Raw genomic sequence first — 13,513 nt, 5'->3', positions numbered from 1 at the left:
TTAGCTTAAAATGGCTAAGTATTACTTATAAAGAAATAATAATATATTTTTTCTTAAACTCAATTAAAAACTAACCTTTTAATTCATTCCAACGCTTAGCGATAAACGCGCTTGTTTCTAGTGGCACCCTCAAAGGATACACTTCATCATTAAGAATGTGTTGGATTTCTTGTTGCAACTCTGGGGCGTTTTTTTCTTCAATTTCAAAAATCAATTCGTCATGCACTTGCAAAAGCAATCTCACTGAAGGGTTATTTTTAAAACGCTCGCTCACTTTGAGCATGCCTAATTTCAATAAATCACTCGCACTCCCTTGAAAAATCGCATTCACGCCCTCTCGCAAATAATTGCCCTTGATGTAGTCATTCACGCCGGCAAAATCAAACACCCGATAACGCCCAAGCAAAGTAAAAGCTTTAGAAGTTTTTAAAATCTCCTCTTTCATGCGGTTTAAATAATCTTTGATGCTAGGGAATCGTTTGAAATACGCTTCTATGTAGCTTTTAGCCTCATTTAAAGGGATGTTTAAAGTTTCGCTCAATTTCTTACTCCCCATGCCATACACCAGCCCAAAATTAATGCTTTTAGCGATGGATCGTTTTTCTTTGGCTAAATCTCCACCAAACAACGCCTTAGAAGTTTCTAAATGGATGTCTCGCCCCTTTAAAAACGCTTCCATTAGATCCTTATCCTGGCTAAAATGGGCCAATAGCCGCAATTCAATCTGCGAATAATCCACCCCTAGCAAACAATACTCTTTAGAGCTAGCGATAAAGCCCTTACGAATGAGTAAGCCTTTAGGCGATCGCACCGGGATATTTTGCAAATTAGGCGAATGCGAGCTTAAACGCCCGGTAGCTGTGCCGGTTTGGATGAAAGTGGTATGGATTTTATCGTCTTTGTCTTTTAGGCGCAATAAGGGGGTCGTGTAAGTGTTAAAAAGCTTATTCAATTCCCTGTATTCTAAAATCAAAGCGATGCTTGGGTGCTTGTCTAGGATTTTTAACAAATTTTTTTCATCGGTAGAATGGCTTTTATTTTTAGGAAGCCCTAATTTTTCATACAAGACTTCGCCAAGTTGTTTGGGCGAATTGAGGTTAAAATCCACGCCGATTAGATCCAAAATCTGGCGCTCTAAAATGTTTAATTCATCTTTAAATTCCTGCTCTAAGCGCTTGAAATAAGGCGCATCAATCTTAAAGCCTTGAAATTCCATGCCCATTAAAACTTTCATGAACGGCGTTTCAATTCCTTTAGCTAAAGTGAGCAAATTCTCTTCTAGCCCCCCTTTTTCAAAGTATTCGCACAAACGCTTTAAAGCGTTTAATTCCACGCTTAAAAGTTCTAATTTTTCCGCCTTGCTTGTTGTTTTAAAAGCTTTGATCTTTTCATGCGGGCTTAAATCTTCTTTTAAATATTCCTTTAAAGCTTCATCAAACCCCACTTTTTCCGGATTCTTTAAAAACGCTAAAATTTGAGTGTCCTGGATATGAATATTTTCCAAAGACACCTGATATTTGGCTCTTAAAAAGCTCAATAAGGGTTTTAAATCATGCCCAATGATACACGCATGCTGTAACATTTGAGAAAAAGCGTTTTGCAAAAATTCTAAAGAAAAGGGCGAAAATAACGCCTCTTCTAAGGGTAAAAAATAGCCTTGATCTTTAAATAAAAACGCTAGGGCTAGAATTTTTTTGTCTTTATCCAAAACCAAGCGCATAAAAACCCTAGCGTTAGGATTTTTTAATTTTTCTAAAAACATGCTCAAAGGCGCGGTGTTTTCTAAAACGATCATGCGCGATTTTTTAGGGGCGTTGTCTAATGTTGGTGTGCTGTCTAATGTAGGGGCGTTTTCTAAAATTAAGGGCGTAGGGGAATTTTCTAAATCCCTTAAAGTGGAAATAAAACCATATTCTTTCAATTCATCTTTAATTTTCAATAAGGGGTTTTCGCTAGGAAAAGCGCAACTTAAAAAATCAAATTCTTTAATGCATCCTCTTTCTAAAGTGGCTAATTCTTTGCTTAAAAACGCGCTTCCTTTGTCTTGTATCAGGGCTTGATACATTTTAGGGCTGAGTAAATTTTTCGCCAAGTCTAAATTTTCATAGATTTTTTCCAAGCTCCCCAATCGCTGTAACAATTCCTTAGCGTTCTTGCTCCCAATGCCTTTAACCCCCTTGTAATTATCGCTGCTATCCCCCACAATGCCCTGATAATCCGTGAATTGACTCGGTAAAATCCCGTATTTTTCCACGCAATCCTTCGCCAAAAACTCCGTTTTGCCATCAAAAAGCGCGATTTTATCGCTCAAAAGCTGGTTAAAATCCTTATCTTTAGAATAAATGCGCGTTTTATAAGGGCTTAGCGTGGCCAGACTGGCGATCACGTCATCGGCTTCAAACCCGCTTATTTCCACGCAAGTAAAGCCCATTTTTTGCAACCATTCTAAAGCGATAGGGATTTGTAAAAGCATCTCTTTAGGGGCGTCTTTACGATTTTGTTTGTATTCGCCTAATTTTTCGGCTCTTTTAGTTTTAGTCTGGCTTTCTAGGGCGAACACGATAAAAGGCATGTTTTTTCTGTCTTTATAAAATTTTTTAACCATGCCCACAAGCCCCGTTAAAAGCCCTGTAGGAAAGCCCTTATCGTTCGTTAAAGGCTTAGTTTTAGCGCTCATGTAATAGCTTCTAAACAAATACGCAAAAGTATCAATTAACGCTAAAGTCCCCTCTTTAATGACTGGCTGCTCCATTCAATCCCTTTTTAATCAAGCGAATTTTAAGTTTATTGTAACACAAGCTAGCGCGCTTAAAACCCCTTTTAAAATAACGAGTCTTTTTGAACGGGTGTTTCTTGGCTGATGGCTTCTTTTGTAGCCTGGATTTTAGCGCTGCAGTATTGAACCACGCCTTGAATGGTTTGTTTCATTAGGGCGTTGATTAGGGTGCGCATGAAATTAAAATCTATTTTGCCATGTTGTTTGGTGGGGAGAGCGATTGACATTTCACTAGCAATTTTACGATTGAATTTATTACCATAATCAAAACGCCCACAAGCTACTTTTTTAAAAGCCACAACGATATAGAGTAAAGTTTTTTCATTCCAAAACTCATGGTATTTTAAAGGGTATAGCCCTTGCACATGCGAATACCCTATAAAAGGTCTTTTTTGATAAAAAATACCCTCTGAAGTCGTGGTATCGCTATAAGTGATCTGATTGCCCTTTTCGGTGAGTTCTAAAGAAGAATAACCGCTTATCCCATTATTCAAACTAGAATTGGTAACGACTGGATTTTTTGCGTTATTATCAAATAAATGAGGATTTGTGAGGTTATAGGCTTTTGTGGGGCGTATTTCAAACAAATCCCCTAGTTTGAAGTGTTGCCATGTCAAGCCGCATGGGGTATTACCCCCCCAAGAATTATTGAAAACATTAAGGGCGTTTTCTTCAGCGTTAGAAAGGGTGGTGTTTTCTAGCCCTGTAGCTTTTAAATAAGCCTCAAGTTCGGCGAGCCGACACTGCTCAAGTTCGGCTATGAATTTTTCCATGAAAATGAAATCAATATCCTCAAAGGTTTGAGTGTTAGCGGTGGGTTTTAGGGGTAGAATGACCTTATCGTTTTTAATTTTTACCCATGAACACATGTTTTCATAGCCGAATTTTTTAGGGTAATCAAAAAATAGCGTGGATAAAAACAAGCCGATTTTATGGTTGATTTCAAATTTAGGTTTGAGAGAAAATACCCTAGCATGTGTTACCATTTTATAAGGAAAACTGCGATAAAACGCGCAACCAAACATGTCAATAGTAATGCTATGGCTTTCAAAAACTTTTGCTTTTATATCGCTTTGCCCTAAAACGCCATTATTGCTAAGCCCTGCGGTGATGACAAATTCGCCCTTATGATTGATGTGGCGTTTTTGAATGTCAAAATCGCCGTTACTCGCTTTAAACAAATCCCCTAATCTGAACTCGCCCCACTTAATAGCGTTGAGTTGGCTACTAAGGGGGCCAATCACTTTGGGGGCGTTTGGTTTTTTAAAATCAATCCCACTTCATAAGAAAGGTAATCGGCTATCGTTCTTTTAAAATCCTCTAATTCGGGTTTAGTGTCGGTGGGTTTATTTTGGTTCCAATCGCTCCCGTTTTTAGGGTCTATGGTGTTTTCATAATAGTCATCTTCGCTTAAAAATTTCAAACATGATTGGCCAATATGGACTAAGTCCACGACTTCGTTGTAGCGCTCTTTAGCATTATGCGTGTCTTTTAAATTGTGGCTGGCTTTGGCTTTTTTGCGATTCGCTCTAGCGTAGCCGTCATTACTGAAATTGATGAATTTCACCCTTTGCTTAGCGTCATGCTTTTCATTGACCCTAAAAACATAGATATGGGTTTGAACATTGCTTTTGCCGATGAATAAATCTAAAGGCATTTTAATGCTCGCTAAAAGCGTGTGTTTTTCCAAAATCCTTACATTGTATTCTTTAGCTTTGCCGCTGCCGGCACTTGATTGGATGATCACGCTCGCATAACCGCTTTGCATTTTTGCTAAAGCCTGCTCCACAAACACCATGCCATTACCGCTAGCGGAATAAGGCGGGTTTAAAACAAAAGCGTTAGCTTTAAACTCTTTGTCATTGACTTTGCCATCAAAACCGATCAAGCTGTCTTGGTTTAAGATTTGACTGCTCCCATCGCCCATTAAAATCATGTTTAACACCGCTAAAATATGGATATCCGGTAAGATTTCTATGCCTAAAAGTTGCTTGGCTTTAATATGGGCGATTTTTTGCTCTAATTCCTCTGGACTAGTGATGCGCTTTTTAGCGTCTTCTATCATTAAATTCATGCTTGCGACTAATAACCCAGCGCTTCCGGTAGCAAAATCCCACACAAAACTATCCTTATTGACTTTGGAGAGTCTGGCCAAAAGCGTGGCGACATAAGGGGGCGTGAGCACCACATCGTTTAATTTATCTTGCGTGAAACCCAGCCAGCGATACATTTCATTGAACAATTTACCGGTAAAATCCGTGCTAAGACCGATTTTATAATAAACGCCCAAACTATCTACAATCTCACTAAAACAGCGCTTCAAACGGCTTTCGCCATTAATGGCTTTGTTGTTGTTTTCATTTCTTAATAAAGGCTCTAATGAAGAAATAATGCTTTTCCTTTTTTCTAAAGACAACTGCTTATGCTCTAAAAAGGATCGGATTTTTCTAAGTATTTTATCACCATCTCTTTCTTCGTTCTCATCGCTAGATTTTAAATCTTCTTTTTTTAGGGGGGCTACCGAATTAGAGATGCCTAAATTAGCGATAATGCTCGCAATCACTAAATATACCCGATTGTGTTCGCTTAAAAAATTCTTTTCTTTGTCATAAATATTGTTGTTGAGCCGCATTAAGCAGTCTTCTATTTCTTGGTTTTTCTTTTCTCTAATGTGCTCTAAATCTTCATCGCTTAAAGAAAGGGTGTCTACTCGTTTAATAAAGTCGTTAAAATGCTTACGGCTTAAAAAGGAGAGATCGCTATAAGCTTGCTCGCCTTTTGAAACATCTATCCCCATGCCCAAATTGCTTTTATTCACATAATAAACAGCGATTTGAGAGCATATACCGCCCTTATTGTCTTTATAGCCTGTGATGCCTATGGCGATGCATTCAGTGTAGCTCGTGTGGTGTAAAATCGCATTAGCGTAATGTAAAGCCCCATTTAGGGCGTATTCTCTAATGTTTTTATAATGAGGCTCATGGTTTTTAAAGTTTTCTACCAGTTTGTTTTTGTCTAATTTAATGAGCTTGTCTTTTAATCCTTTGTATTCTATTAAAATAGGGATTCTTCTGTTAGGATCTTGTGTGTTTAATAAAAGTTTCACATCAGGGCGGTTACCCCCTAAACCCCCACTTTTAGAAGCGTAATTTTTTAAAGCTTCATCAATTTCTTTATTCAGGCTTTCTTGCTCTAATTTGTAGTTTAGTTGGTATTTTCTCAATTCGTTATTGAATTTATCAGCGATTAAAGGCTCAATGGATGGAACTTTATTCATGGTTTTATCCTTTTTAAAAAACAAAATTATAACTCATTCATCCGCGCTGCAAAGAGCGATCGCAAAGTGTGCTTTAATGTTTAGGGTTTTAAGGTGTTTTAAGGCTTCTTTTAGGGTGGTGCCAGTGGTGATAATATCATCTAATAAAAAATAATCTAAACTCTCATCGCCTTTGAAGGTGAAATCCCGTGGGTTATTGGCACGAAATTCTAAACTTTTCCCCGCATACGAAACAGCATTATTAGCCCTTAAACGCCCGTAAGTGGGTTTTAAATTGCCTTGACAAAAGCCTTTTAAAAGCGCGGCTGAATGCGAGTAAAAGGATTTGATTTTATCGTCAATGGCGATGCCATAAAGGGGGGTATTCAAGCCTTGTTCTTGTAAGATTTTCACAAATTCCGCGCCGGCTTTTTGAGAAAGCAAGGGCAAAATGCGAGAGCCAATCAGCGCGTATTTGCTTTTAATGAGTTCTTCTATTTCGCTATAAGCGTAAAAACTATACACGCTCACGCCCTCTAAAACCCTCACCCTTAAGCTTAAGGGCAGATCGTTCAAGCAATTTGGGCAAAGGGGCTTGAAAGAAAGCTTCAAACAAGTTAAACAACGCATTCAATAAAGGAGGCGATTTTTTCGTGCAAGTTTTTAGCGCTTTTTTGAGCGTTTAGTTCCAAAACTTCGCACCCGAATTTTTCTTTTAACGCATAAGCATGGGCTTTGAGCTTTTGCTGGATATGAAGTAATTTTTCTGTGCCTTGGTTTTCTATTTTGTCTAAACTTTTAAGGCTTAAGCGCTGTTTTAAGCCCTCTTCATCTATGAGTAAAAGAACGATTTTTGTAGGCAAGATGCTTTGAGTGGCAAGCAAGTTTAATTCCAAGCTTGAAAACTCGCTATAAGCCATGCCAGAGATCAAACTCCTGTCGCTAATGATGAGTCTTTTTTCTTTTAAAGCCGGTTTGATCACGCTTTCTGTATGCTCAGCCCTATCGCTTAAAAATAAAAACGCTCTAGCCAACTCGCTGATATTTTCATTTAAAGCGATACGCCTTAAACTTTCGCCCATTTTTGTCCCCCCTGGCTCTTTGGTAAAAAGGGCGTTTTTAAACCTGGTTTTTAATAATTCCACTTGAGTGCTTTTGCCCGCGCCATCAACGCCTTCTAACACCACATACATTTTAAGCCTTTGAAATCAAAGGATAAATTTCTTTAGGCACTAAATGGCTCGCATCGCCCTTATGCGCGATAATGGATCGCACGATAGAAGAGCTGATAAACGCATTTTGTAAAGTGGGCATGAAATACAAGGTTTCTAATTCGTGGTTTAAGGATTTGTTCGCATAACCCATTTGCAATTCGTATTCAAAATCGCTCACCACCCTTAAACCCCTAACTAGCACTTTACAATGGTATTCTTTAGCCAAGTTAGCTAATAGCCCTTCAAACGCCACGCACTCTACATTTGTAAAACTTTTAGTGGCCAGTTGCATCATTTTTAAACGCTCATCTAAACTGAACATGGGGTTTTTAGCGCTTGAGTGCGCCACAGCCACAATGAGTTTTTCAAACAATTCGCTGGATCGGTGGATGATGTCTATATGCCCGTTAGTGACCGGATCAAAAGTGCCCGGGTAAATGCCGATTTTTTGCATCAGTTCATTCCCCATCGTGGGTATAAGTCATTTTCTATCCCTAAGCTGTCAAACCACTTCCCCACTAAAAAATCTTGCATCGCTTCTAAAGTCTTGCTCTGGGTGTAATAAGTCATCATCGGCGGTGCGATGATCGCATTAGAATGGGCGAGTTTGAGCAAATTTTCCAACATGATAGCGCTTAAGGGCATTTCTCTAGGGGCAATGAGTAAGGGGCGCTTTTCTTTCAGCATCACAGAGGCGCTCCTAGAGATCAAATCCCCCCCAAAGCCATGCGCGATTTTAGCCACCATGTCCATGCTCGCCGGGATGATCGCCATTTTATGGATACCATAACTCCCTGAGGCGATGCTCGCATGGATGTCTTGCTCGTTGAAAAAAGTCGCGCCAGGCCGTAAGTCTTTCATGGCGTTTTTAAGGTTGATATTCGATTCTTCTAACGCCACGACATGCGCGTTTTTAGACGCCACGACAAACACTTCAATTTCTTTGGGTAATTTTTCTAAAAACCGCAAAGCTAGGGGTATCCCACTCGCCCCGCTGATGCCTAAAACTAATTTCATGAATATCCTTTATAAGATTTGCGCTTTAGAGCTGCTCAACACTTTTGCTTTTAAGATTTTATTGCTTTCTAAATTCTTCGCTTGAATGATTTGATTAAGCGCGCCATTTTCTAGGGCTTTTAGGCTTATTTCTATGCTGATTTGCCCCTCTTCATACACCCCAGTGATGATGTCGTTTTTACGCACGATGATTAAGGCTTGGGTTTTGTCCATGCTTAAAAGCGTGTTAGGGGGGATAAAATTTTTCGCGCTCACTTTATTAATCGCGCCCTCTAATAAGGGGTTAGAAAGCGCGCCAAACAAAACGCGCTCTTTTTGGGTGTTGTTAGCGGTGATGTTTTCATCTTTTTTAATCGCTCCTATGCTTTTAAAAGCCTGCATGCTGCCTATCACGCTATAACGCACCGGTAGGCGTAAATTAGGCTCATTTTCCAACCTTAAAAACACGACCCCATCTTTTTTAAGCTTGTTAGAAGCGTTTAATTCATAGCTTAAAATGGAAGCGTTAGAAAAGCGCTCTGGGATTTCTAAGTTAATGGTTTCAATTTCTAATTTTAAGTCTTTGTATTCTTTAAGGTAAGCTTTTTTAATCTCTGTTTTAAGCGCGTTTGAATCTAGGGCGAACAATGCGTTTAAACCGATCAAAAAAAGGATTAAAATTTTCAAAACCCGTTATCCACTTTTTCTACAAATTTTTCTGAGATTTTATCATAGACATTCCCTCCGCAATTGATTTTCAAGCACAAACCGCTCAAGCCTTTTTCCACGCCTAAAACCCTACCGGTGCCAAAAATCTTATGCCTGATCAAATCCCCCACTTTAATGGGCGTGTCTTTTTGGTGATTTTGTTTAGGGGGGTTGTCTTGCTTGAGCAACTTGGCTTCTTCTAAAAACACAGAGGGCGAGCAAGAAATTTTCCTCCCAAAATACGAACGCTCTTTGACATAAGAAAGTTGCAATTCTTCTTTCGCCCTAGTGATCGCTACGTAAGCCAAGCGTCTTTCTTCTTCCAAATCGCTTTCTTGATTGAACCCCCTATGCGGGAAAAACCCTTCTTCTAACCCGATCACAAACACGTGTTTAAACTCCAAGCCCTTACTCATATGCACGCTCATGCAACTCACTTTTTGCGCGTTTTCTGTGTTATGGACATCTAGCACGCTTTCATTCAAAAAATCCAATAAAGAATGCGTGGGGTTAGCTTTAAAATGCTCTTTCAATAAGGTTAAAAGCTCTTTGACAAAGCCCTCTCTTTCTTCGTAATTGTCTTCTTTTTCATAGCTTTTTAAAAGGTTGGTCTCTTCTAAAAACCGCTCGCAAAACTCCTCCACTGAAATTTCAAAAGCCTCTCTCAAACGCCCTATCATAGTCATGAATTTCTTTAAAGCGTATTCGTTTTTAGGGTTGAGTCTGTCTTTAAACGCCCCAAGTTTTAGCGCCTCTTCTAGACTCAAATCCTCTTCATCTAAAAGGGAAAAAATCCATTCTTGAGTGATCTTGCCAAGGCCTCTTGGGGGCTTGTTTAAAACGCGCCTAATAAAAAAGCGATCGTCTTTTTTCGCCACTACATGCATGAACGCCAAAGCGTCTTTAACCTCAGCTCTTTCATAAAAACTCACCGCTCCAATGAGCCTATAAGGGATATTCAAAGCGTTCAAGCTCTCTTCAATGCTGCGGCTAAGCCCGTTTAGGCGATATAAGATAGCGATATTTTCTAAATTCTCGCCCTTCTTTAAAAGGGCTTTGATTTGATAAGCCACATCCAGGCTCTCTTCTTTTTGCGTGGGGTATTCCTTACAAACCACGCTTTTATGCGAGCCTTTGAAACTTTGAAGCGTTTTAATATGGCGGTGTTGGTTATGGCTGATAAGGGAGTTAGCGCACGCTAAGATTTCAGCGCTGGAGCGGTAGTTGGTCTCTAATTTTACCACTTTAGCCCCTTTAAAATGCTTGGAAAAATTTAAAATATTAGAAATATCCGCCCCCCTAAAACCATAAATGCTCTGATCGTCATCGCCCACCACGCACAAATTATGATGCGTGAAACTCAATTGTTTTAAAAACTCCAATTGCAAGGCGTTCGTGTCTTGATACTCATCTACCATGATGTAATGGTAGCGTTCGCTAATCTCTTTAGCGAGTTTTTCATTATCTTGTAAAATCTTAAGGCTCAAACAAAGCAAATCGTCAAAATCCACTAAATTGTCTTTTTTGAGCGCGTTTTGATAAAGTTCATACGCTTTATAACATTCGCTATCTTGCATGCTCAAATCCATCATGCCGTTTTTGATTTGAGAAATATTGGCTCTAAAGCTTGAAATTTTGAGCTGTTTGCACAGCGTTTTGACTTCATCGCTATCTAGCACCGAAAAATCGCACGCCCTTTTTAAAAGGCTCATGTGTTGCCTTAAAAACAGCAAACCAAAACGATGGAAAGTGCAAAGCAAGGGGGGGATAAGGGCTTGGTTTTTCAACAATTTCAAAGCCCTTTCTTGCATTTCTTTACTCGCTTTATTGGTGAAAGTGAGCGTTAAAGTGTTCTCACTAGGCACGCCACAAACGCCAATCAAATACGCTAAACGGCTCGTTAAAGTCTTAGTCTTACCGCTCCCAGCTCCCGCTAAAATGAGCAATGGCCCTTGAATGTGGCTTGCAGCGATTTTTTGCGCTCCGTTTAAATTGCCTAAAATGCTTTTTTCAAAATCCATCATTCTAAAAACTCGCCCTTTTCTTCTTGGTTTAAACGCTCTTTTAAAAGATTGGTATCAATTTCAAAATCAAAATAAGGCGATGAAAAATCAGAGGTTTTAATGGCTAAAAAATGGTTTAGCGCTGATTTCAAGTCCCCTTTTCTTTGATACAACAACCCTAAAGCGTAACGGATATTTTCATTATTCGGATCGTCTAATTTCCCAAGCTCTAGCCATAAAGCGGCGTTATTGTAATTACTTTGCGCGATATAAGTCAAACCCGCTAGGATTTTTAAACGCACCTCATTGTCCTTAAGATCGCTAATTAAGTTTTGATACAACGCACCCGCTTTTTCATACTGGCCTTGAAACAAACTCACTAGCGCTAAATTTTCTAACCAATCGTTAGGGGCTTCGCCCTCTTCTAAACTGGCGATTTTTTGCTCTAATAATCTTTCTTGATGATCCAAATCATTGACCATAAATCCCATGTAAGTGTAGAAATGACGCCCTAAAATGGGCCCTTGCATGGTTTGATCCCAACTGATTTTACGCGAATCTAAAAGGGTGTAAATGCTTAAAGTGTGCCGGATACTCGCATCATAATACGAGACGATTTCATAAAAGATATTAGAGATGAGATCTTTAGGGAGCATTTTTTTTAAATGCCCAAAGGATTGCACCATCAATTTTTTATCCTTGCTCTCTTTAGCGAACACCGCTTCTAGCGCGTAATAAAAAGGGAGCTTTTTAGGGGCGTTTTTAAGCCAGTCCATATCCCAATTGGTGCGGTAATTCAAATAAGCGATGAGCGAAGAGAGTAAAGCTTTTTGCGTGGGGCTAGAAAAATCCTGACTATAAAAATTCTCTGTGATTTCTCTTAAAAACTCCGTGGTGTCTTCGTGGGTGAAATGCGAGGCCAAAATCGCAAAAACCGCGCTCAAATAATCCGCAGAATTCAAATGGAAAGCCCTTAAAAAATGGAAATAGGCTTTGTGGTAATTTTCTAATTGCGCATAGATCAAGCCCGTATTATAATGGAGGAGCGCGTTATTGGGGCTGTTTTTTAAAGACAAATCAAAAAAAGCAAGGGCTTTTTTTAAGCGCTTGTTTTCTAACGCTTTCAACCCTTTGAGCGCGTTTTTATCCGCTATCGCCATCAAACGCCCCCTTTTAAAAGCAAGGCTTGCCCCCTCTAAATCCTTTTTTGCATCAGAGTCTAAAAGAAACAGCCCCTCTTCAATCACGCCTAAGGTTTCTTTAGAGTCTAAAACCTTAAAAGGAGCGTAATAAAAGAGCAAGCGGTAGATAAAATCCCTTTTACCTTCAAAATATTGCGTGTTCCAAAAACGCTCTTTGGCTCTTTCTTTGTCTAAAAAAATAGGGTTGATAGTGGGCTTGATGGGGTAAAAAGAGTTGGCTAATAGCGTGTCTTCTTTGGTGTGGCTGGCTAATTTTAAGGCTTCGCTCGCTTTAAGGGTGTCGCCTTTTTTCAAACTCACCAATTCCAAAGCCATTAAAGCGTTTAAATCTTTAGGGTAGTTGTGCAAATAATGCTGCAAATGCTCCAAAGCCTGCTTGTAATGGCCTAAACGGGCCTGCAAAAGCCCTAAAGCAAGCTCATCTTGGGCGTTCGCGCTTTTTTGCAATTGCTTGTAAGCGTTCGTTTCATCTTTAAACATCAAAAACAATTTAGACGCTAAGCGCGCGTTAGGCTTTAAAAAGGCGTTGGAATTAGGGTGCATTAAAGGCGAAAGGGCTTCAAAATACTCCCCGGCGTAATAGGATTTGAGCGCGTAAGCGTAGGAATAAAAAGATTTTTTATAGTCTTTATACAAAGTGTCTCTTACAATTTTTAGATAATGATAATACAAATCCTCATCTTGCAAATGATAAGCGCTCACTAACGCATCAATCGCACTCACGCTCGCGTTTTCTTTAGAAGCGATGCTAGAATCAAACAAATCCAACGCCCCGTTAAAATCCTTTTCCTTAAACTTAATCACCCCTAAATTATGGCTCGCAATCCCTTGCGAAAAAGAAGCGGCCTTGTCAAACAGGTGTAAGGCTTCATCTTTTTGCCCTTGCTCATACAAAAGGCTCGCTTTTTTCATGATCGCATCCACTTGATTCTCATCGCTTCGTTTGAGGGAGTCCTTGCCGATTAGATCGGGTAAGTCTAAATTCTCTATTTGCCCTTCGGCTTGCGCGTTGTTAGCGTTGTTGGTGTCGTTAGGCGTTTCGTTATTAGTGGTAGCGGTATTAGTTTGTAAAGAAGCGGGTTGGCTTTCTTTTTTATGCCCCAATAACAAACTCAAAGCTACAATGAGCGCGATGAGTGAAAGCAATGCTCCAAGCACGATATAAAGCTTTTTTTTATTGTGTAAGAATGGTTTAAAAAACTCTTTAGAGCTTTTGATTTTATTAATCGTCTGCTCTAAAGCCTGCTTAAAAGAGGGGATTTTAGAATGAATGCCCTTTAGGGGGGTTTCTTTTTCGTTTTTGTTTTCGCCCCCTTTTTCTTCTAATGAATTTTGCTCTTCGTTCAGCACAAGCTAGC

At 39.5% G+C, this 13,513-nt stretch carries 10 protein-coding genes; all 10 read right to left on the bottom strand.

Annotated features, from left to right (window positions below):
* Window positions 1-70: 70 nt before the first annotated feature.
* Window positions 71-2,752, bottom strand: coding sequence for a DNA polymerase I (polA, locus tag EXS92_RS03080; protein WP_165515517.1), 2,682 nt, complete (start codon window positions 2,750-2,752; stop codon window positions 71-73).
* 68 nt (window positions 2,753-2,820) lie between these two features.
* Complete coding sequence (locus EXS92_RS03075) at window positions 2,821-4,020, bottom strand: restriction endonuclease subunit S (protein ID WP_165515516.1); 1,200 nt, start codon at window positions 4,018-4,020, stop codon at window positions 2,821-2,823.
* Window positions 4,017-6,053 (bottom strand): N-6 DNA methylase, encoded by a 2,037-nt coding sequence (locus EXS92_RS03070; RefSeq protein WP_165515515.1) that lies wholly within the window; start codon window positions 6,051-6,053, stop codon window positions 4,017-4,019. Before EXS92_RS03070 ends, EXS92_RS03075 begins: the two co-directional genes overlap by 4 nt.
* Window positions 6,054-6,086: 33 nt before the next feature.
* Entirely contained in the window at window positions 6,087-6,662 is a 576-nt protein-coding gene (locus tag EXS92_RS03065; RefSeq protein ID WP_165515514.1) for a ComF family protein, read from the bottom strand.
* Window positions 6,650-7,225, bottom strand: coding sequence for a dTMP kinase (gene tmk, locus EXS92_RS03060; RefSeq protein ID WP_165515513.1), 576 nt, complete (start codon window positions 7,223-7,225; stop codon window positions 6,650-6,652). The genes EXS92_RS03065 and tmk overlap by 13 nt, the downstream gene beginning before the upstream one ends.
* Before the next feature lies 1 nt (window position 7,226).
* Entirely contained in the window at window positions 7,227-7,700 is a 474-nt protein-coding gene (coaD, locus tag EXS92_RS03055; protein WP_001169246.1) for a pantetheine-phosphate adenylyltransferase, read from the bottom strand.
* Window positions 7,700-8,263 (bottom strand): UbiX family flavin prenyltransferase, encoded by a 564-nt coding sequence (locus tag EXS92_RS03050; RefSeq protein ID WP_000780095.1) that lies wholly within the window; start codon window positions 8,261-8,263, stop codon window positions 7,700-7,702. The genes coaD and EXS92_RS03050 overlap by 1 nt, the downstream gene beginning before the upstream one ends.
* A gap of 9 nt (window positions 8,264-8,272) precedes the next feature.
* Entirely contained in the window at window positions 8,273-8,929 is a 657-nt protein-coding gene (flgA, locus tag EXS92_RS03045) for a flagellar basal body P-ring formation chaperone FlgA (RefSeq protein WP_165515512.1), read from the bottom strand.
* Window positions 8,926-10,971: a DNA helicase UvrD gene (uvrD, locus tag EXS92_RS03040; RefSeq protein WP_207633368.1), complete on the bottom strand. Its 2,046-nt coding sequence runs from the start codon at window positions 10,969-10,971 to the stop codon at window positions 8,926-8,928. Before uvrD ends, flgA begins: the two co-directional genes overlap by 4 nt.
* Entirely contained in the window at window positions 10,971-13,505 is a 2,535-nt protein-coding gene (locus tag EXS92_RS03035; RefSeq protein WP_165515510.1) for a tetratricopeptide repeat protein, read from the bottom strand. The genes uvrD and EXS92_RS03035 overlap by 1 nt, the downstream gene beginning before the upstream one ends.
* Window positions 13,506-13,513 lie beyond the last annotated feature (8 nt).

Source organism: Helicobacter pylori (genome assembly GCF_011175115.1).
GTDB lineage: Bacteria > Campylobacterota > Campylobacteria > Campylobacterales > Helicobacteraceae > Helicobacter > Helicobacter pylori_DF.
This window is presented reverse-complemented; position numbering and strand designations above follow the sequence as displayed.

Bases quoted from the DNA above. Each gene is read 5' to 3' on its own strand.
- coaD (WP_001169246.1), bottom strand. From the start codon at position 7,700: ATGCAAAAAATCGGCATTTACCCGGGCACTTTTGATCCGGTCACTAAC.
- uvrD (WP_207633368.1), bottom strand. From the start codon at position 10,971: ATGGATTTTGAAAAAAGCATTTTAGGCAATTTAAACGGAGCGCAAAAA.
- polA (WP_165515517.1), bottom strand. From the start codon at position 2,752: ATGGAGCAGCCAGTCATTAAAGAGGGGACTTTAGCGTTAATTGATACT.
- EXS92_RS03070 (WP_165515515.1), bottom strand. From the start codon at position 6,053: ATGAATAAAGTTCCATCCATTGAGCCTTTAATCGCTGATAAATTCAAT.
- EXS92_RS03050 (WP_000780095.1), bottom strand. From the start codon at position 8,263: ATGAAATTAGTTTTAGGCATCAGCGGGGCGAGTGGGATACCCCTAGCT.
- EXS92_RS03065 (WP_165515514.1), bottom strand. From the start codon at position 6,662: ATGCGTTGTTTAACTTGTTTGAAGCTTTCTTTCAAGCCCCTTTGCCCA.
- tmk (WP_165515513.1), bottom strand. From the start codon at position 7,225: ATGTATGTGGTGTTAGAAGGCGTTGATGGCGCGGGCAAAAGCACTCAA.